Origin of the sequence: Sphingopyxis sp. GW247-27LB, assembly GCF_002277025.1 — a bacterium.
Classification (GTDB): domain Bacteria; phylum Pseudomonadota; class Alphaproteobacteria; order Sphingomonadales; family Sphingomonadaceae; genus Sphingopyxis.
In genome coordinates this window covers 62,239-80,866 of sequence record NZ_NIWD01000006.1, presented here as the reverse complement: position 1 = coordinate 80,866, position 18,628 = coordinate 62,239, and the positions used below count along the sequence as shown (strand labels likewise).

The window sequence follows — 18,628 nt, the reverse complement described above, 5'->3', positions numbered from 1 at the left end:
ATTGTACTCCTATTCGATATCGTCGAACATCGCCGTCACGACGGGTATTGCCGGGCGGCTATCCTCCACCGGGACGAGAACCGGCGTCGAAGGTTTGCGGGTGATCAGATCGCCGAATGCGGCGTCCGTGAGCGTTGGGCCGATCAGCTTTTCCAGCTGCGTCGGCGAGAGAACTTTGGGCGGCGCCATGGCGCGGTCGCCGAGCGTTTCGGTGAGACGCACTGTCGCTGCCTCATCGTCGACATATTTTCGCGGGTTCGCGCGACCTTCGATGGCCTTCAGCAACGGAACCTGCTTCCCGTCGAGATAATCGACCAGTGCATTCTTCGCGAGTTCGTCGAGCCACTTTTCGATCATCCCTTTATGGAGGATCAGGCGGCTGCGCTGCTCGGGCGTCACGGCGCGACCAATCTCGCGCACCTGTTCAGCTTCCATGGTCAGATCCTTCATGAGATTGTCGTGCGCGTCGCACCCGAAGTGCTGAAGCCGCAGGCAATATCCGCATTGCGTTCCGGCGCGACGCGGAGCGCCCGGCGTCAGGGCTGCTTCGGCAAGCGCGCCGATCGTCTCGCCGAACGCCAGCAACTCGTCGAGGGTGACGTGCCATCGACCGCCACCGCCGTAGCAGCGCGGCTGATCAATGATGATCAGGAAATCCTTTGCGGACGACACGTTGCGCGCGACGTTCCACCAGAAGCCGAGCGCATACAGCATCATCTGCTTGTTCTGCACCGCCGAGACCGGGATGTAGCGACCCCATTTGTGGTCGTTGATGACGATCAGGTCATCGGAGACGATCGCCGCGTCGAGCGTGCCGAACTGATCAGGTCCAAGCCACTTCGATATATCGACGCGATACTCCCCGAAGAATTCACCCTCGAAGATGCGAACCTCGTCGATGCCGAATTGCAGCAAGCGCGCGTCATCCTCGGTCCAGGTAAATTCGTAGGTGACAGGTGCGACGTCGAACGATTCGCCGTTCCAGCGCGACTCCGTCCCTTGGTAAATCTCGGTTTGGCCGATGAATTGCTCGGCAAACGTGCCGGTTTTCAGGCAGAAGTCGCGATATTTGTGTGCGACGGTGCCCTCGGCGGCGTAACGATTGGTGTCGTTCGGGATGCCCTCGCACGCTTCAACCCACCCTGGACAATTCGCCCAGAAGTTTGCCGCGGACGGCGCGAGTTTGGCGTGGAGGGAGTCCCTTAGCATTGGTGATCGGCTGTCCGTCAGCCGATGTCGAAGCCGTCGTCGCCAGCGGCTTCTTCCGCGGCAGGCTCGACCGCCTGGCGCAGCGGATCTTCGCCGAAGTCATAGTCGGCGTTGAAATCGACCGACATGTCGTTGACGAACCGCGTCAGGAAGAACGCGGCCTTGCGCTTGCCATCGTCGTCGAGCGTGCTGTCGGCTCCGACGAGCTTCGGCGTGCCGAGTTCCTGATTGATCGACGTGAGCGCGCCGGCGATCTCGGCCTTATTCGACTGGTCGGGTGCGACCTTGGCAACGAGCTTACCGGCGAGCGCGCGGAGTCCGTCGTCGCTGATGTCGGGGTTCCATTTCCCAGTCTTCGACGACGCCGGGGCAGTGTCGTCCTTCGGAGCCGACGCGGGTTCGGCCGCTGCAGTCGCTTCCTCGGCCTTCTTCGATGCGCGCGGCTTGCGCGTCGCCGTCGCACCCGCATCGTTCGCGGTCAGCTTTTCGATCGCTTCGGCGCGACCGGCGTTGAGAATTTTCAGTTGTTCGGTGTTGGCTTCCAGCGCCTCGGTGTGCGCCTTGAGCAAGGCTTCGATGCTCATGTTCGTGTCCCTTTGTGCGGTAACGGCTCGCACCATGCGAGTCGCCGCGTTTCACCACATCGCGCGACTAAAATCAACTGAAACGTGAAACAACACGTCTCGGTTGATTTCTATTCCAATCAGGTTTACCACGCCATCATCTTTCACCGGAGCAGCCTATGCACAGCACCGAAATACAGGGTCGCGACCCATGGCGGGATCAGCCCTTTTATCGCTTTCTCTTCGAGAATTTCCCCACATATCGCTCAAAACGCGGCCTGCTGGACGTGCCTCGAATCGCCAAGGATGTCGGCCTGACCGCCGAAGGCATCTACAAGTGGCTGCGCCGAGGCGTGGTGACGCCCACGAACGCGCGAACGCTGCATCGTCTCTGTAACGCGCCGACCAATATCGCGGCCCTTCAGGCAATCGCCGCCACCCCTCCCGCGCTCGAACGATTCTACGAGTTCTGCGAATAATTCTCGTTCGATTGAGGGTGGTGGCCGATGGCTGACGACGGCCAAGATATTCTGACGACTATTGCGCCGTTTCGCGCCGCGGGTTTCGCGATCCACTGGCTGCGACCGCGCACAAAAAAGCCTGTCGAGAACCGCTGGACGAGCATCGATCCCCCAACATTCGACAGGTTACGCGAAACCTACAATCCCGACCTGAACGTCGGTGTGCGTCTCGGTGAGCCGTCTCGCCTGGTCGACGGCACGTATCTCCATGTCATCGACGTCGACATTCGCGTGCCCCAGCTCGCCACAGAGGCATGGAACAAGCTGCGCGAACTATTCCCCGATGTCGCGCTCGACACGCTGCCATGCGTCAAGTCGGGCAGTGGAGGTGCATCGCGCCACCTGTATTTCACCTGCTCCCGCTCCTATCGCAGCCGCAAAATCGCCGTCTCTGAGGGGAAACATCGCAGCGCCAACGGCAAGTGGCACTATGACTGGGAAATCGAGATTTTCGGCACCGACAAACAGGTCGCGATGCCCCCTTCGATTCACCCCGACTCGGGCGAACGCTACACCTGGAAACGTCCATTCGATCTCGACATGCTCGAACTCGGCGTGTCTCCTGCGATCAGCACCGAGCGACTCGAGAAACTGACCGTCGCGCACGAGGAAACCTATGGCTTCGAGACCCGCGAACCCCTTTCCTATAAACCCGGTCAGTTGGAAGATGAACTGGACGCGCTCTCCGATGCCAGGATCGACGATTATCACGACTGGGTGACGCTCGGTCAGGCGCTTCACCACCAATTCGGAGGCGCGCAGGAAGGTTACGACCTCTGGCTCAAGCACAGTCAGCGCAGCGAAAAATTCGATGCACGCGAAATGCCGCGCAAGTGGCGCAGCTTCGGGCGGAACCGCCGCGCGCCGGTCACGATGGCGTCGGTTCGCGCGTGGATCATCGACCAGCGCAAGTCCGAAATCACCGACATGCTGCTCGCCGGTTCCGATCTGGACGATCTCGAGCCTTCGACGGCTTTCGACGATGCGGATGACGAATCTGGCGATCTCGACGAGTTCCTTGCCTCGGGTGACACCGATCCCGAAGCCAAATCCGACGACGACGCGGTCACCGAGGACGATATCAAGGAGACGTTGGCGGCGCTTGACGGCGGCGCTGATGACGACGAGCCGCGCAACCTCGACTGGATCTCGCTGCTCGACTTCAACGAGGAAGGGGGACTGCGCTCGACGCTCCACAACGTCGAACTCATCCTGAAGAACGATCCGCGCTTCGAAGGCGTGCCGCAACTCAACGATTTCACCCATGAGACGGTGCAGCGCCGCGAACCAGGTAAGATGTTCCAGCGCGCCCGCGCCGCAAAACCGGTGAAACAGCTTCAAGGTCGCATGTGGACCGTCCGCGACGGCATCAACGGCGACCTGTGGAGCGATGACCGCGACTTCGCGATCCGTTCCGTGATCGAGGCGCCGAAGACGCAAGGCGGCTATTCAACCAAGGTCACTGATCGCGACCTGAAATCCTCCATTGTCCTCGCCGCGGACAACAACCCGTTCCATCCGATCAAGGAATATCTGGAATCGGTCGAGTGGGACGGTGTACCGCGCGCAGAGCGACTGTTCATCGACTATCTGGGTACGACCGACAACGCCTATAATCGAGACATAGCGCGCCTCATGTTGATCGCCGCGGTCACCCGGATTTATGAGCCCGGCCACAAGTTCGACTTCGCTGTGATCATTGAGGGTCTTCAGGGGAAGCGCAAATCGACCTTCATCCAGACGCTCGGCCGCAGCTGGTTCGCCGAACTCGACGGTGATTTCCACGACCAGAAGCAGATGGTCGAACTGATGCAGGGCGCGTGGATCATGGAGATCCCTGAACTGTCGGGCTTCAACCGCGGCGACGTGCGCTCGATCAAGGCATTCATCAGCAGGCAGAAAGATCGCGTGCGCCTGGCTTACGCGAGGCGGGCAGGGGAATACCCTCGCCAGTGTATCTTCATCGGTTCGACCAATGACCGCGAATATCTCAAGGACGACACGGGTGGGCGCCGCTTCTGGCCTGTCATGTGTGCGGTCTCCGAGATCGACATCAGCGCGCTCGAGGCGAACCTTGACCAGATATGGGCCGAAGCGGTCACGCTGTACCGGCAGATGCGCGAGAAGCAGCCGCGCGGCATCCTGCCGCTATATCTCACCGACCCCATGTCCCGCACGATCGCGTCGCACCTGCAGGAAAGCCGGCGCGTCGAGACGAGTGACGATGCGACCATTGGCATCATTGCCGATTGGCTCGACAAGTCGATACCTGCGGAAGGGGTGTTCGACGCTGAGAACGGTCAGCCGCGTGACGTGACGTGTCTGCGGGAGATATGGATCGACTGTCTTGGCGGGCGTCAGGAGCAGTATGATGCTGCCAAGGCTGCGATGGTCGGGCGCTGCATGAATCGCATCCCCGGATGGGAGAAATCCGATGAGCAGTTCCGCTTCAAACTGCACGGGAAGCAGCGCACTTATCGACGCATGGGCGCGGTGCAAATGATGGCGGATATGTTGATCGGGTAGGGTGGCCGGGGCCGGGAGGAAATCGGTAAAATCTCTAGGAGCTGCGCGGGGTTCGGGATGGCCGGGCGCGATTAGGAAATCAGCGAGATTCAACCATGTCGCAAGGGTCCAACCCGATGAACTTGCGCACCGCCTTGCCGAAGTTGTCGAGCCAGTAACCCTTGCCTCGCATCATGCCTTCGTCTTCGTCCATCAGGTGACCGAAGGCTACGATCCCTTTAGCACGGAGGCTGCGCAGAGTGTCGCGCGCTTCCGATATGGAAATCTGCAGGTTGGAGGCGAGATGTCCAGGGCCGTGGCCGTAGAACGTGTCGAGTTCGCCGATCGCACGCGTCTCGATGTCCGTCAGGGTGTCAGCGACTTCGGAGATGATGTTGGGATTGATAATCACGCCCGTCCTCCCTGAATGATATGGAACGGCGGTCGCACCGTCGTCACGCACGAATGCGCTGCCTCCAATGCTAGTTCGATCATTTCCACAGCCATGTCACCTTCCGGCAGGGGCTCGAACGGCCGAGCCTTTCGACTGCTCGTGCGGATGATCGTCACGCTCGGCGCCGGCTTAATCTTCGTGAGCACGCACAACGCCGCCATGCACGCTGTCACGCCCGACCCGCAGGCGGCGTAACCTTCTAGACAGCGAAGCGCGTGATAGTCGGAGTCGAAGCAATAAATATGCCCTTTGAGGCCGACCAGGAACGTTCCGCCGCGCTCTGCACCTTTGTCGTTCGACATGAAGCCGACCTCACGCATCAACGCGCGGACCTTGTCGGCAAATATCGTTGCCATCCACTTGTCGAGCGCGGCGGCGTCGTTCGCCGCGGGAATGTCCGATATCTCTTCGACGCTGAACGTCAGGCGATGCTGCAGCGCATGTCCCATCGCGAAGGATGACGTGTAGCCGATCAACAACGGGCCGACCTCGAACACCTTGGGCGTCGCGCTGTGCTTGAGATAGTGTGAATCCCCGACGCTCGCGCTGTCGCCTCCCATGGTGACGACGCCGTTGTGGGTGATGGCGGCTATGGCGGTCATGTCACGGGGTCTCCTGAGGGTTGATGCTCGCCGCACCAAGCGTCGGCCTGCATCCAGGGAAAATGTTGCTCGAAACCGGGTTGTGATGGTTGCTCGTGGCCTGTCATGGTCCACACAGCCAGAGTCGGAGGGAAGCGGCGGCACTCGCCTGCGCCTTCGTAGCCGGGCCGTAGGTCAGGGTGTCGAAAGCGGCATGTCGCGCATCTGGCGGTCATGGGTTCTCTTCTAGGTCGTTAAGATATCGCGTGATCTCATCGGCGACGGCTGTCGGATTGCTCTTGATCTTGTCGACCATGCGTACGCATTCGGCCAGTCGCACGACTTCGGTGTCGTTGCCTGCCCGGTCTGGGCAATAGCTCATCCCGACACGCTGGCAGATGATGTGATGAGGGTGATTCATCGCAATATCGCCCGGCAGACCTGCACGACCAATGCGGCGAGCCACAGCAGCGTGAGGCCGGTGGCGATCGTGCCTATGGTCATGAAGATGTCGCGGAATAGGGTGATCAGGTCAGACATTGGTCTGCTTCTGCGCGCGACGCTCAGCCAGTACTCGCCGCGTCGTGAATCGCTCGAACCGCAACTTCGGATCGACGATGTACCCGTCGACCAGGAAAGGGTCTGGCGCGATCCGCAGGAAGTCGCCCCAATCGGCCGCGTCGGTCAGTGCGCGGTCGCGTGCCTCGTCGACGGTGAGACCTTTGCCGTCGGTGTAGATCGAGCCAGTCGCGTGGCTGACGACCGTCATCTCGAAACCCTCGTCGGTCGTCACCTGGACGAAGAACGTGATGCGCTCGCAGCTTTCGTATATCCGCGTGACGTGGATGCGGGTGATGCGAGCAGTGGCGTCTTCCATGTCGGCGATCCTCCCGTGGAAATAGAATCACCTGATACGTGAGTATGCAATTGGAGTCAACACGTCTCGCGTGATAGCGCGACGCACTCAAGCGCATCGTGATCCCGAGCGACCATCGACCGCACCGCGGAATAAAACTTAGAAACGGCGCGACGTGTCTCGGTGGATAAATCTTAGATGACGCTCAACTAGGTGCGCGATCATCGGCGAATAAACCTTAGAACGCCGCGGCGCTAATTTCGGGCTCCGAATAAAACTTAGTAGCAAATTCAGGGTGGAACTGGAACAAGATCGAAAATTCTTGTTCCACCTTCTTGTTCCAGAATTTCGAAGTAGTTTCAACGTGTTGCGCCAAGTGGAACTGGAACAGGCCGTTTTTCCTAAAGACTTGTCGTCTCGCAGAACGTTTTTTCTGTCTCGTGCTTCGTCGATACCTACCATTGATCGCTCCATTTACCCCCAAGGATAGTTTCTAGGGAAAAATGGCTGATTCTTGTTCCACCTAGCTCAAATGGCTGAAAAACCGCAAAAAATTTGGAACAAGAACGTGGAACAAGAATTAGGCCCTTGTTCCAGTTTAGCTTAAATTACTGAAATCAAACGGAAATAACGGAACAAGATCTGGAACAAGATTTTTCCGATGCAATATCAACGACTTATGAGCCATGTCGTCCGTTCCTAAGGTAAACTCTAAGCCTATTTAGCTTAAATGAAAACTGTCCGAAACCGGGGCTCAGCGCCACTCGCCCTGCCGGCACTCGCTGAGAGGGACCCAAGGTGCTGATTTTACTTGACAAATGAGTTAACCTTAGAGCCGATATGTCACGAGTCGCGTGTCTAAGTTAAAACAAAGTTGTCATACAACTGCGTTATTTTAAGCTAAACTGTATCGTGCAACTAATACACCTGATTTAAGCTAAACTGTATCACCACAACACGTCACCCGAAGCGGCCAGGCACGCCGCCCCTCACGTTCCCGCCCATGTAAAACTTAGAATGACGGATGAAGCGCCGTCGCCTGCAGCGGCGCCAGCTGGCGCCGCACCATGGTCGACGCGTCCTAAGATTTACTCCCAAAAAAACTCACGCGAGAGTTGACTATTCACGCGGCGGTCCTAAGGTAAATCACGTCAAAAGTGATTCGCGCAGCGGGTCACCCATGAAGGGGAATAACGATGGATCTGCCCGACAATACGCCCGCCGTACTCCGGAGGACTTTCGAGCGCGTCAAGTATCACGTCATCGCCGAACTTAGCGACGGCACGGCGTCAATCGCTCACTGTGTCAGCGAAGCAAGCCGCGACCGCATGGTCGCCGAGCAGCTGGATATCATGGCCGTGCATATGGCGACTGGTCGCACGTTTCGCAGCGGGAATACGATTGTCGCTGTTGGCGTGAGGGAGGTGGATCAATGATCCGCTACTACCTCACCGGCCTAGCCGCTGGCGTCGCCGTCACCCTCTTAGCGGTGTCGATCGCCGCAACGCCGCCAATCCCGAAATTCATCGCCCATGAATGCGACGGCGCCGGCGGCGACCTGTTCGCGATGGACTCGTCTGATTTTCCCGCGGGCTGCGGGCTGATTGAAAGGAATCGTTGAGATGCGAAGTCCGGATGCCGAAAGGCAAGATATATTCAGCGCCAATCCCATGGTCGAGGGATTCCTCTCCACCATGCTGCAGGACGCGCAATACCGCGAAGCGGACGAAGCGTGCAGCGAGGAACGCGAAGCGCGCGACACCGGCACAATATACGATTGCCCCGACGCGACATTGCGCGCTGTTATCGCGGAATGCGACCAGTTTATAACTGCGGCGCGCGCGGTGAACGTAACCGATGACGTCAATCTGGCGACGTTTTGCAATCAGGCATGGAATCATGTTCGCAAGCAAATCGGCAGCGATCTGTATCTCGAACGCGCCGGCCATGGTGCAGGGTTTCGCGACCGCGACATATGGGCTTGTGATGACCGCGACCTGAATCGCCGCATCGGCCGAGCATTGTCGGACCTGGTCGCGCGCCACCCGTCGCTTGAGACATATGTCGGCGACGATGGCGCGCTTTACATCGTCGGGCAGGAGTCGGCGACGTGAGCGCCGCTCTGAACCGCCCCGCCATGACTCTCGCCGACGCGCTCTACCATGGACAATGGAAGGCGAGCAGCGGCCATCCGAAAGGGTGGCGCGTTACGCGTCAATTCTTCCCACCCCACCCTGATTATCAGCGCGTCGCGGCAACCGGAGTGACGTTTTTGGAGTCCGAAGGGAAGGGCGGGCGGTTGCGCTTGTTCCGGTCATGGGAAGCGGCGCAACGCGTCGCGGACAAGATGAATAGGGAGAACATCCGATGACCTACACCGACCCCATGACGCGCGAGCTCGCCGCCCGCCTCACGTTCCCGATGAATATCGACGGGATGAGGGACTCCGAATTCGACGATTGGTTTGATGTCGCCTGGATCATGACGATGTTGGAAGAGCCTGAATTGTTGCTCGGGGCCGGCGAAGCGCCGCCCGTCATCCCGTCGAACGTCGCGGAGCGCGCTCGGGCTATTGACGCGCTGATATGCCGCGAGATGACCGCGGCGACGGTTCATTGAGATAGAGAGAGAGGTCATGATATGCAAACTCTAGTCCGCGACCTGAGAGTCGGCGATCGCATCTTATTCCATGGCCCGCGCCGCGTTGTCGACGTCCATAATCGGCCAGGCAACATGCTGTTACTGGTCACCGATAGGGGTGAATTCGATTTGCCGCGGCACGCTACGGTAACGAAGGTGACAGCAGCATGATCTGGATTGTTCGTCTGGAAACGGAAAACTTCGAATTCCTCACCTACGGCAGCACGGAGTCCGAAGCGAATGAAGCAATGGGACGTGCGCTGAAACGTCACGCTCGCCAATATCACCTCGCCGATGATTGGTGGAGCGCGTATGAATTCGAGACCAGTTGTGTCGCGTCCGGCGAGGCGTACTGCGACGGGGAACGACTGGTATAATGGCCCGCCCCAAATCCCCCGCACGCGACCAGGCACGCCGTGCCCGCCTGAAATATTACACCGGCGCCAGTTGCCGCCATGGTCATGCCGATGGCGTCCGATACGTGTCAACAGGCGCGTGCGCGCGTTGCGTCAATGGCGGATCGCTGCCGCGCGAGGCGATCGGGATGGATTCATGGCTGATAGAGTCACTGATAGGGTGAAATAACACTTGAAACGTGAGTTATTAGGTTTAAGATAAACTCACGTTAGACGTGATTCGGAAAGGGTAGGGACGATGTTTACCGATAGATTCAGCGGCTATTCTGGCGAAACGATCGAATGCGAGCGGGGCGGAATCCGTTTCGTTGCTACGTTGCACGCCGATGACGATATGACGCCACCATGGGAGCGCGAAGACGGGCATGGTCCGGTGTCGGATTGGCGGGCCCGCAACTATGCGGGACGATACGATAAGGCGCCGGGCGATCTCAAATTGTGCGACGATGGCGGCAGCGTCTACCATGGTCGGGCGCGCTTCTATGACTTTGCTGAAGCGTGCAAGATCGCGCGGCGCGACGGGTGGGGTTACATCCCCGATCCCATGACAGCATTACAGAATAGCGGCGGCAAGTGGTATGCTTGGTTTGGCAACGGGCATGCGCCCGGCTGCAACGTCGGCGGCTTCGACAGCGAAAGCAAAGCGGTCGCCGCTCTACATGACGCGCACCGCGCGACCATGACACCGCGTCAATACGCTGCAGCTGCTGCCATGGCAGACTATGACCGCTTGCGGAAATGGTGCGATGATCAATGGCAATATGCCGGTGTCGCCGTGCAAGCGTTCGTAGAGGATCTGCCGCTAACCGGCGAATTCGACCATGCTCTATGGGGTATCGAGTCCGACGCTGGCGACTATCTGACCGAAACCGCCAACGATTATCTTGATGAATGCGATGCTGCAGCGCGCGCCGCCGCGGTCGCCATGGGAACGAGATTGGCCGCGCTGGTTTCGGCATAAATCACGCGAAACGGGAGATTTGTAATGTATAGAGAGTGGGACAAGCGGCGCAAGCAGGTGACCATGAATGTTACCGTCAGCGTACCGCGCAACATGTCGGCCGCCGAAACGCGGCGCGAAGTCCGCGAGATGATCAAGAACGGGGCCGGGTGGCATTTCAATTGTGGCGAAGAGGGCGGCGTTACCGTTCGGCGCGTCCGGCCTGCCAGTTAATCACGTGAAACGAGTAGGAATCACGCAATGATATGGGGAAACAACTATATCGCCGCCCGCATCACCGATGCGGGGTTGCTATTCACCGCCTCGAATGCCGGGCGCGCGGATCTGGCAAGCGCGGCGGCAGACGGCGGGTATTACCGCGCGGAGTCCGAGGTTTGCGAGAACATTGGCGGCAACGGACTCGAGCCTGTCCCGCCTGAAATGCTCGGACTCACCGACATGCCGGCGTTCAGCTGCGGATTGACATGGGACGCTGAGGAAAATCGCGCATGGGACGGGGAAGGGTGCCCGATATGGGGCTTCCCTGACTACCAGATACGCGACCCATGGGCGGAATTGCGCCGCCGCGGACGCGTCATCTTCCCGATCGTCGGTCACTCGTGATGACCGGCATTCATCTGATTTCACTGGCCGGATTCGTCGCCGTCGCTTCGATCGCGGCGCGCGTGATCGCGGCTGAATTACAAGGGGATATTTGATTATGACTCGGATTTACGAGCAGCATGACGCTGCCTTCGCGCAAGTTTCTGCACATGTCATCCTGAAGGATGGCGAGTGCGTCGCAACCGTGGCGATGAAATTCGGCGCATCGGGACGCGTTACTGCTTATCTCCACTGGATAGGCGTTGAAATGGTGCGCGGACATGCCGACGGCGGTGGCTATGACAAGGCGAGCGCCGCGGTGGAAGCGGCAGCGCGGAAACTTGATACGGATATTCCAGGAAGAGGCACAAAATCGAAAGCTCAGAACCAAGCACATATAAGCGTGTTTCGTTTCAGTCTGATTCAGGACGATGGTCGGACTTGGGATCGCTGCTTGCGTGATGCTGGTTTCAACGTCCTTCAGGCGGTATGAAACCGGCCATGCTAATGATGATCGCCCTAGTTGTCGGTCTCGCCTGGATCGCGTCGAAAGGCGCGACAGCTGAACAGAAAGCACTAGCCGCGGCGCGCGTCGACCAGTGGGGTCGCATATTTCTGGTTGCGTGCCTGATAATCGCTTTGCCGCTATGGCTGGCATTGCTCGAGGTGATACGCGGGAGATAGAGCCGCGCCACCGCCTACAGTCACTAAGCCCCGCCATCGTGCGGGGTTTTTTGTGTCAGTCGAAGCCGACGCGTCGGCGACATGGTCGCGGCGGGGCGTTCCTTACTCGAAACCGTATTGCTCGCGTTCGGACTCGCTGAGCTCAGCGCGCATCGCCTTAGCGTAACGCTCACGATTCCGATCGACGCGTTTCTTTTCAAGGCAGTCACCTAATGCCAGGTCGCGGCACTCATTCGCACCATGGGCGATACGCGGCATGGGAGAATGATTTAGCAGCGCGAAGAACGCCGCGACGCATAGAACGGCAAGTGCGCCTAGAGCGATGATAGGTTTCATTTTGAGTCCGATTCCGATTCAGACAGCGCGCCGGTATAGCGCCCGTCAGGGTCAAACCCCAAAAATATAGCCTTGGCAGTCGTGGCGCCGAACGCGCTCGAGCGCGCATGGGACCAGCCTAGAACATATCGGCCATCGGGTCGCACGGCGCGGGACGTGGGCTCACCCATGATCGATATTACTTCAGCGCGCGACATGCCGGCTCGCAACTGGTCAACCGCGGCGGCACTGTAGTTCGTCCCGACCGACGCGCAACCCGCCACCAGCAACAGCGCCACCATGCCGACAGCAGAGAAATAACGACGCATGATACATGTCTCCCTCGCCCCAGAGAAATAACAAGCCAGAGAAATACACACCTCTCGGAGAAATAGCAAAAAACCCGACCGTTCGCACACCAAAAACCCCGCAGCGCCAGGGGAGGAAAACGCTGCGGGGTTCGGTGCTGTTCGCCGACCGTGGATGGAGGATCGCAGGGCGGTGCAATCAACTCGGGATCAGCGAACGAATCACGTATAAGGTGATTCTTTGCACGATGCAAGCGAAACGTGTTATGACACGTTTCAGTTGACAAATATTTCTCGGGGAAATATCACGTCAAAAGTGATTCGTAGTGGAGGCGTCAGAGAAAATGGTCGGCCAGGTGAAATATTTGGAATGGGTGACGCGCGACATGCTGCGCGCGGAGCCCGGTGCGCGGTTCGTGTTCGGCGACAACTGCCAGCGCGTCGGTATGGGCGGGCAGGCCGCGGCGATGCGCGGCGAGCCGAACGCAATCGGTATCGCGACGAAGTTCGCGCCAGGCATGGGTGATGGCGACTTCTACCATGAGGGTTCGATTGCGGCGCTGCAGAGCGTGACGTTCGACCTGTCGCTGGTCTCGGCCGCACTGGTGCGGGGTCTGACGGTCTACGTGCCACGCGACGGGCTCGGCACCGGATTGTCGCAGCTGCCGCAGCGCGCGCCGTCCCTGATGAACCTGATCGTGGCGTTTTTTCGCGCTTGCCCTGGCGAGCCCTGTGAGTGGGAGTTTGTGTAATGGAACGCGTTGAAGTCAAAACGAAAACCGCTGCCGAAAAGGCGATCAAGGCTGGTAAGCCGGTTCGGATTGTGGGCGGTTCGTTCGCTCTCGCTCTGGTGAGCCTGACGGGTGTGGACATCCAAGTGGCGGCGGACGTCGAAATCTCGACCACCGACGTGCAAGGGTGCATCGTGACGAGGGGGACCAGCGCGCCCCGCATCGTGACGAGGGGGACCAGCGCGCCGTGCATCGAGACGTGGGAGACCAGCGCGCCGTGCATCGAGACGTGGGAGACCAGCGCGCCCCGCATCGTGACGAGGGGGACCAGCGCGCCGTGCTTGGATGCTAACGGGTTCTCCTATGTGTTCACCCGCGGCGACCGTCTCACCGGCAAGGCCGCAGCGAACGTCATCATTCGTGTTCAGGGAAATGCGAAAATCGAAGGTGGTCTGCAGTTTCAGATCAAACTCGAAACGCCACAAGACTGGTGCGACTTCTACGGTGTCCGCGTCGAAGATGGCTGCGCGATCGTCTACAAGGCGGTCGGCGAGGGGTATCGTTCCAAATGGGGCACGACCTACGAGCCTGGTTCGACGCCGATCGACCATCAGTGGAACGGCAGAAAGGAAGAATGCAGCGTTGGCGGCGGGCTGAATTTCTCACCGACGCCACGTCACACGCATCAATTCGTCAGCAATCCGCGACATTATCTCGAATGTCGCGTGCGGCTCGACGAGAATTTCGCCGTCCACTTCGGCGGGCAGTACCCCGAGAAAATTTGCCACAAGGAAGTCGCGGTACCGCTCGTTGAAGTTGATATCGATGGGGAACGGATATGACCCCCGATAGCCAGCTAAAGCCGACGCAGGCTGACATTTTGCGCCCGATCATCGGCATCGAAAGCCGCACTGCGCAGGAAGTGTTCGATATAATGTGCGACCGGTTCCGCCACCGCCTCTCGCAATCAGGCAATGCCGAGCGGGAGAGTGGGGCGGGTAAGCACATGTCCGTCGAAATGGCGGCTCTGTTTGGTGAAATTTCCAAACTGACCCGGCTGCGCATCGAGCACGATGAAGCATTGCGCACGGGTGCTGGTATCTCCGCGATTGAAGCGGCCGCCAACAAGGTTGACGAGATCATCGACGCAATCCCGGCTCTAATGCCTGCATTTTACGCGGCCGACCGCGCTTCTGCATCCGGTGCAGCTATCGAGCAAGGCGGGGCGGTGCAGCGCCGCGTCATTGAACGAGCGGTCGCCGACGACCTCATCGCAGCGATCTACAAAGCGGAAGGGTGGACGCCGGGAGACAAGGGCGTGTTTCAAACCCGCACTGCTCGCTGTTCGTCGGTTTACGACATCACCGCTGATCCTCGACGCAATCGGTATGTCGCAACGCCTCTCGCCGCCCTCACCACCGACCAGTCACAGACCGAGCGGCTGCGGGAGGCGGTCGACGGATTATCGATCGCGCGCGGCATCATTGAGGCCGACCTGAACGACGCAAAGGAGCACCGCGACGCTGACTGGATCGGCATGTCGCAATCCGCGCTCGATGCGATCGACGCCGCCCTCCGCGCTCAATCAACCGGGGAGAATGATCGGTGACTACCACGATGGAAAAGGTCCGCTCGGACGGATGGACGCCGGTCTTGAGCGATGACGGAACCGTGTATTGCTCGCCTCGCTGCGGACACAAATGCAGCAAGATGGCGTTCGACGTCGCGACCCGTAACTGCGCCGCGCTTGCCGCCCGAATGGGCGATGGCTGGAAACCTCACGTTTGGGAAAACAGCGGCTGGCATTATCGCGTCGAGAAAGGCCCCGCGAAAATCTATTGCCACCCCTCCATGACCAGCGATCGTTACGCCGCATGGATTGAATTCGAGGGCATCGGTGATCGGGGCAGTGTCCTGCAATTCATCGTGAACGCCGACACGCCCGAGGATGCGCTCGGCATCGCAACGCAGCAAGCAAATGGAACGATCGCGCAAATCCGCGCCGGTCTCGATGCCCTGCTGTCCGGGGAGAATGATCGTGGGTGAGGTGAAGCCGACCTGCACTTGCGGCGAAGTCTTCGGAGAAGACCCGAACTGCGCGCTGCACGACGCCGGTCGTTGGACGCGGGACGCCTGACATGCGACCCCACTACACCATCCCTCCCTTCTGCCCGAACTGCGGCTATGACCTACGCAAAGACGAAGTGCTCGTCGTCGACGATTGGGTGATCGACCCGCGCGACGGCGTCACATGCCGAGGCAAACTGATCGAAGGGCTGACCGAAACGCAGGTCGGAATCCTGCACTCGCTCGCGAAGGATGTCGGACGCATCGTGTCGTCGGAGACGTTGGGCGCGCGGCATTCTGATGCGGAAGACGTCTCTGCCGCGGTGCGAATCCAGATCCACCGGATCAGGGAAATATTGGCGGGCGAGGGGATCGCCGTGCCGTTCGAGACCGTCTGGCGTCGCGGGTATCGGTGGACAGGAGGCGCGCATGTCGGGTGAGGTGGAGAGGATCGCACGGGGGCTTAGCCCAGCCCAGCGGAAAGCGATTGAGGGAGCATGGCAGAGCGGCGTGTTAGGCGAATGGTTCATGCGCAGGGGAACACGCCATGACGTTCGCCGTCGGCTCGTTGACATGGGCCTTTGCGGAAAGAAGATCGGTAATCCACTGCTCAAGCGGGGCCTCGCCGTCCGCGCCTACCTACAGGAGCAACAGCAATGACCCATCCCAAGGTTCTCGCGATGGCGCGGGAGATCGCTGCCAGCGTGTTGCCAGCGCACAGCAAAGACGAAGTTGGTCGAGCCATCATAAACGGTGGTCATGATGGTTGGTACGGTGTTCAGTCCGCCATCGCCGCGATAGAGCGGACGACGAGACTTGCGGCGGATTACGTCGGTGAATGGTGCGATGCCGACTCTAGCTTCGACCACCTCCCCGAACCGGAAGGAGGGAGCAATGCGTAGCATTTCCTGCATAGCCTGCGAGGATCGGCCCGAGGGCGAGAACAATCCCTGCTCTGTTTGTGGAAAGGACGAGACCATGACCAACCTTAACCAGCCGACCGTGACGGAGGCGGACGTAATGTGCGCCCGGACCATTCTCGCCAATCCTACGATGCTCGCCGCCACCCTAGCCATCTCAGCCCACCGCGAAGCCGCCACGGCCGAACTGCGGGAGGCACTTGACCGTCTCGCGAAGCTGACGCCCAATTCGGCGAACGCGCATACGGCGCAGGACCTTTGCCTGACCGTGAGGGCCATAGCCGAAAGCGCCATCGCCAAGGTGCAGCATGTCGCAGGCTAACCGCGCCACCATATCCGGTCGCATCCGCGCGCTGGCCGCAAAGACCGTCGAGAATGGCTGCACCGAGGCAGAGGCACTTGCAGCGGCCGAAGCACTCGCCCGGCTGCTCGCCAAATATAACATGACGCTCGACGAAGCCGAGATGCGCGCCTCGCCGTTCACGGAGCACCGCGAGCGTCACGATGATCCGGTCGGCGAGCAACTATGGAAGATCGGCGAGGCGGTGGCGACGCTGACCGGCGCGCAGTCGTGGGCGAATCGTCCCGGAGAAATCCCGTCCGTTTCGTTCTTCGGGTTCGACCATGAAGTCGAAGTCGCGAAATACATGCTCGAGATATGCGCCGCAGCGATGCGACGCGCGGCACCGTCGCCGTCTTACGTCGGGATCTGGACGCCGCAAGCCAGGCGTCGCGTGCGACCGTTCCTCGACGGCATGTCCGACCGTCTCGCGTCACGCATCCGCGCGATGAAACCGACGGCGCCGACGGGGAAAGGATTGATCGTGCTGCACGACGCGCTCGTGAAGCAGGCCATGGAGGACGCTGGTCATCGGCTGCGGAACGGGAGGGCGCGGGGCTCGCGCGACCTGGATCGCGGATATCGTGACGGTGTTGCTGCCGGCGACCGCGTGTCGTTGAATCGCGGGTTACGGGGTGGCGGTGCAGCTGCGGGATACCTGACATGAAACTGATCGTCACAGGAGGGCGCGCGTTCAACGGCGTCGCGCAGCTGCACGCAGCACTGGACTATCTGCGTCCGACGCTGATCATCCATGGCGATTGCCTGACAGGCGCTGATCGCATCGCCGACCAGTGGGCAAAGCGGGAAGGTGTAGCGCGTGACCCACTGCCCGCCGACTGGAACGATATGAGTCCGCCATGTCGCGTGAAATATGATCGCTCGGGGCGCGAGTACAACGCGCTCGCGGGGTTTAAGCGAAACTCGCAGTTGCTGACGCGCGGTGCCGCGAGAATTCTCGGGACCGACGGCGGACCTGGAACGGCCGACATGCTGCAGAAGGCTTACATCGCGGGCCTGCAGATATGGCGGCTGCGCGCTTGGACGCTGTACGGGCCATGCGGCGATGAGATCGAGTTAACTTGATGCACGCCGCCCATCGCTGTCCATATTGCCGCTATTCGAGTTACGATCTCCATCGCGTCGCGCGCCACATCGTTCGGTGTGAGGATGAGCGCAATCGTCGGCGGACAGGCAAACCCAAACCCGTTGAGAACATAACCGGAACATAATACCGCCGCCGCATGGCAGACCGCAGCGGCTTCAACCGATTCTATCGACCAACCCTGGGCGACATGCTCCGTAACGGAGTCGGCGCCAAGGTGGAGTGCAACCGCTGCCAGTGCGAACGCATCCTGAATATCGAGATGCTGATCGCGAAGGTCGGTCCTGATTACAGCCTCCACAATCGTCGCTGCCGGTGCAAGTTGTTGCCAGGATGCGCCGGGTGGAACTACTTCCTCCACAACCGATCCGGGGTTTGGTTACCGTTCAGAGATGCGGCCACCGCTGATCGCTGGATGAACTGCCAATAGCAACCGTCGCCCTTAATCACGTCAAACGTGATAAAATGTCTTGCCTCCTGCAAGAATCACGTCATAAGTGAGTTGTCAATTTTCGAAGGGACTCGGAACATGGAAAAATCGGAACGTCGCGACACGCATCGCCGTCGCATGAAGGAACGTCGCGAGCGGCAGCTTGATCGGGTCGAGGGCTTCACGCCGATCGCCAATCGGCGCATCGGCGCAGCGATTTCGGGACAAAAAGCCCTCATCGCCGTTGCACAGGCGAACGTGCTGCCCGCACTGCGCAAGACCGTCGCGGAAATCGAGATCGAGGCAACCGATCATGTTCGGCGTATGCTGCCGAAGGCTCGCATGGCGCGCTCCCTAGTGGTGCGTCCGTCCAAGTCGGACAATCCCGCATATCGCAAAACCGTGATCACCGGACCGCGGCGCTTCGTCGCCCTGTAACC

The 18,628-nt window shown here is 59.8% G+C and carries 30 protein-coding genes; 21 read left to right on the top strand and 9 right to left on the bottom strand.

What is annotated here, in order from left to right; all coding sequences use genetic code 11:
* Positions 1-9: 9 nt before the first annotated feature.
* A complete protein-coding gene (locus CD928_RS05865; RefSeq protein WP_095386198.1) occupies positions 10-1,209 on the bottom strand; it encodes a DUF2800 domain-containing protein in 1,200 nt (399 codons plus the stop codon).
* Between the two features lie 17 nt (positions 1,210-1,226).
* Positions 1,227-1,793: a hypothetical protein gene (locus CD928_RS05860; RefSeq protein WP_095386197.1), complete on the bottom strand. Its 567-nt coding sequence runs from the start codon at positions 1,791-1,793 to the stop codon at positions 1,227-1,229.
* A gap of 158 nt (positions 1,794-1,951) precedes the next feature.
* On the opposite strand from CD928_RS05860, the gene CD928_RS05855 reads away from it, so the two are divergent.
* Together CD928_RS05855 and CD928_RS05850 are read left to right on the top strand one after the other, a co-directional pair.
* Complete coding sequence (locus CD928_RS05855) at positions 1,952-2,251, top strand: hypothetical protein (RefSeq protein ID WP_095386196.1); 300 nt, start codon at positions 1,952-1,954, stop codon at positions 2,249-2,251.
* Positions 2,252-2,278: 27 nt separating this feature from the next.
* Positions 2,279-4,819, top strand: coding sequence for a VapE domain-containing protein (locus CD928_RS05850; protein WP_095386195.1), 2,541 nt, complete (start codon positions 2,279-2,281; stop codon positions 4,817-4,819).
* 79 nt (positions 4,820-4,898) lie between these two features.
* Here the strand turns inward: CD928_RS05850 and CD928_RS05845 are convergent, their stop codons facing one another.
* The 5 genes from CD928_RS05845 to CD928_RS05830 form a co-directional block, all read right to left on the bottom strand.
* Positions 4,899-5,210 carry a hypothetical protein gene (locus CD928_RS05845; RefSeq protein WP_095386194.1) on the bottom strand — a complete coding sequence of 104 codons (312 nt, stop codon included), beginning with the start codon at positions 5,208-5,210 and terminating at the stop codon, positions 4,899-4,901.
* The gene (locus tag CD928_RS05840) at positions 5,207-5,854 is read right to left on the bottom strand and encodes a hypothetical protein (RefSeq protein WP_095386193.1); all 648 of its coding nucleotides are present in this window, start codon (positions 5,852-5,854) and stop codon (positions 5,207-5,209) included. The genes CD928_RS05845 and CD928_RS05840 overlap by 4 nt, the downstream gene beginning before the upstream one ends.
* A 211-nt stretch (positions 5,855-6,065) precedes the next feature.
* On the bottom strand, positions 6,066-6,254 hold the full coding sequence (locus tag CD928_RS05835; protein ID WP_095386192.1) for a hypothetical protein: 189 nt from the start codon (positions 6,252-6,254) through the stop codon (positions 6,066-6,068).
* Positions 6,251-6,373: a hypothetical protein gene (locus CD928_RS23740; protein WP_255247055.1), complete on the bottom strand. Its 123-nt coding sequence runs from the start codon at positions 6,371-6,373 to the stop codon at positions 6,251-6,253. The genes CD928_RS05835 and CD928_RS23740 overlap by 4 nt, the downstream gene beginning before the upstream one ends.
* A complete protein-coding gene (locus CD928_RS05830) occupies positions 6,366-6,710 on the bottom strand; it encodes a hypothetical protein (RefSeq protein WP_095386191.1) in 345 nt (114 codons plus the stop codon). Before CD928_RS05830 ends, CD928_RS23740 begins: the two co-directional genes overlap by 8 nt.
* A gap of 1,175 nt (positions 6,711-7,885) precedes the next feature.
* Between CD928_RS05830 and CD928_RS05825 the strand changes: the two genes are divergently transcribed.
* From CD928_RS05825 to CD928_RS05785, 9 genes are all read left to right on the top strand, one after another.
* A complete protein-coding gene (locus tag CD928_RS05825) occupies positions 7,886-8,125 on the top strand; it encodes a hypothetical protein (RefSeq protein WP_095386190.1) in 240 nt (79 codons plus the stop codon).
* On the top strand, positions 8,122-8,310 hold the full coding sequence (locus tag CD928_RS05820) for a hypothetical protein (RefSeq protein ID WP_095386189.1): 189 nt from the start codon (positions 8,122-8,124) through the stop codon (positions 8,308-8,310). Before CD928_RS05825 ends, CD928_RS05820 begins: the two co-directional genes overlap by 4 nt.
* A 49-nt stretch (positions 8,311-8,359) precedes the next feature.
* Positions 8,360-8,803 carry a hypothetical protein gene (locus CD928_RS05815; protein ID WP_141237105.1) on the top strand — a complete coding sequence of 148 codons (444 nt, stop codon included), beginning with the start codon at positions 8,360-8,362 and terminating at the stop codon, positions 8,801-8,803.
* Positions 8,800-9,060, top strand: coding sequence for a hypothetical protein (locus CD928_RS22960; protein WP_141237104.1), 261 nt, complete (start codon positions 8,800-8,802; stop codon positions 9,058-9,060). The genes CD928_RS05815 and CD928_RS22960 overlap by 4 nt, the downstream gene beginning before the upstream one ends.
* Positions 9,057-9,308 (top strand): hypothetical protein, encoded by a 252-nt coding sequence (locus CD928_RS05810; protein ID WP_095386171.1) that lies wholly within the window; start codon positions 9,057-9,059, stop codon positions 9,306-9,308. The genes CD928_RS22960 and CD928_RS05810 overlap by 4 nt, the downstream gene beginning before the upstream one ends.
* 188 nt (positions 9,309-9,496) lie before the next feature.
* Complete coding sequence (locus tag CD928_RS05805; protein ID WP_095386169.1) at positions 9,497-9,706, top strand: hypothetical protein; 210 nt, start codon at positions 9,497-9,499, stop codon at positions 9,704-9,706.
* Between the two features lie 277 nt (positions 9,707-9,983).
* Positions 9,984-10,706 (top strand): hypothetical protein, encoded by a 723-nt coding sequence (locus CD928_RS05800; protein WP_095386166.1) that lies wholly within the window; start codon positions 9,984-9,986, stop codon positions 10,704-10,706.
* Between the two features lie 240 nt (positions 10,707-10,946).
* On the top strand, positions 10,947-11,309 hold the full coding sequence (locus CD928_RS05790; protein WP_095386160.1) for a hypothetical protein: 363 nt from the start codon (positions 10,947-10,949) through the stop codon (positions 11,307-11,309).
* 97 nt (positions 11,310-11,406) lie between these two features.
* Positions 11,407-11,781 carry a hypothetical protein gene (locus CD928_RS05785; protein WP_095386157.1) on the top strand — a complete coding sequence of 125 codons (375 nt, stop codon included), beginning with the start codon at positions 11,407-11,409 and terminating at the stop codon, positions 11,779-11,781.
* Between the two features lie 293 nt (positions 11,782-12,074).
* Here CD928_RS05785 and CD928_RS22955 read toward each other — a convergent pair whose 3' ends face one another.
* Both CD928_RS22955 and bamE read right to left on the bottom strand, forming a co-directional pair.
* Complete coding sequence (locus tag CD928_RS22955; protein WP_141237103.1) at positions 12,075-12,308, bottom strand: hypothetical protein; 234 nt, start codon at positions 12,306-12,308, stop codon at positions 12,075-12,077.
* Positions 12,305-12,616 carry an outer membrane protein assembly factor BamE gene (gene bamE / locus CD928_RS05775; RefSeq protein WP_141237102.1) on the bottom strand — a complete coding sequence of 104 codons (312 nt, stop codon included), beginning with the start codon at positions 12,614-12,616 and terminating at the stop codon, positions 12,305-12,307. The genes CD928_RS22955 and bamE overlap by 4 nt, the downstream gene beginning before the upstream one ends.
* A gap of 323 nt (positions 12,617-12,939) precedes the next feature.
* Between bamE and CD928_RS05770 the strand changes: the two genes are divergently transcribed.
* From CD928_RS05770 to CD928_RS05720, 10 genes are all read left to right on the top strand, one after another.
* Positions 12,940-13,347, top strand: coding sequence for a hypothetical protein (locus tag CD928_RS05770; protein ID WP_095386149.1), 408 nt, complete (start codon positions 12,940-12,942; stop codon positions 13,345-13,347).
* Positions 13,347-14,168 carry a hypothetical protein gene (locus CD928_RS05765; RefSeq protein WP_095386146.1) on the top strand — a complete coding sequence of 274 codons (822 nt, stop codon included), beginning with the start codon at positions 13,347-13,349 and terminating at the stop codon, positions 14,166-14,168. The genes CD928_RS05770 and CD928_RS05765 overlap by 1 nt, the downstream gene beginning before the upstream one ends.
* Positions 14,165-14,935, top strand: coding sequence for a hypothetical protein (locus CD928_RS05760; protein ID WP_095386143.1), 771 nt, complete (start codon positions 14,165-14,167; stop codon positions 14,933-14,935). The genes CD928_RS05765 and CD928_RS05760 overlap by 4 nt, the downstream gene beginning before the upstream one ends.
* A complete protein-coding gene (locus CD928_RS05755) occupies positions 14,932-15,372 on the top strand; it encodes a hypothetical protein (RefSeq protein WP_141237101.1) in 441 nt (146 codons plus the stop codon). The genes CD928_RS05760 and CD928_RS05755 overlap by 4 nt, the downstream gene beginning before the upstream one ends.
* 92 nt (positions 15,373-15,464) lie before the next feature.
* Positions 15,465-15,833: a helix-turn-helix domain-containing protein gene (locus tag CD928_RS05750; protein ID WP_095386137.1), complete on the top strand. Its 369-nt coding sequence runs from the start codon at positions 15,465-15,467 to the stop codon at positions 15,831-15,833.
* A 216-nt stretch (positions 15,834-16,049) separates the two neighbouring features.
* A complete protein-coding gene (locus tag CD928_RS05740) occupies positions 16,050-16,295 on the top strand; it encodes a hypothetical protein (RefSeq protein WP_095386131.1) in 246 nt (81 codons plus the stop codon).
* Positions 16,288-16,635: a hypothetical protein gene (locus tag CD928_RS05735; protein WP_141237100.1), complete on the top strand. Its 348-nt coding sequence runs from the start codon at positions 16,288-16,290 to the stop codon at positions 16,633-16,635. Before CD928_RS05740 ends, CD928_RS05735 begins: the two co-directional genes overlap by 8 nt.
* The gene (locus CD928_RS05730; RefSeq protein WP_095386125.1) at positions 16,622-17,320 is read left to right on the top strand and encodes a DUF2786 domain-containing protein; all 699 of its coding nucleotides are present in this window, start codon (positions 16,622-16,624) and stop codon (positions 17,318-17,320) included. Before CD928_RS05735 ends, CD928_RS05730 begins: the two co-directional genes overlap by 14 nt.
* Positions 17,317-17,739 (top strand): SLOG family protein, encoded by a 423-nt coding sequence (locus tag CD928_RS05725; RefSeq protein WP_095386122.1) that lies wholly within the window; start codon positions 17,317-17,319, stop codon positions 17,737-17,739. The genes CD928_RS05730 and CD928_RS05725 overlap by 4 nt, the downstream gene beginning before the upstream one ends.
* Before the next feature lie 548 nt (positions 17,740-18,287).
* The gene (locus CD928_RS05720) at positions 18,288-18,626 is read left to right on the top strand and encodes a hypothetical protein (RefSeq protein ID WP_095386119.1); all 339 of its coding nucleotides are present in this window, start codon (positions 18,288-18,290) and stop codon (positions 18,624-18,626) included.
* Positions 18,627-18,628 lie beyond the last annotated feature (2 nt).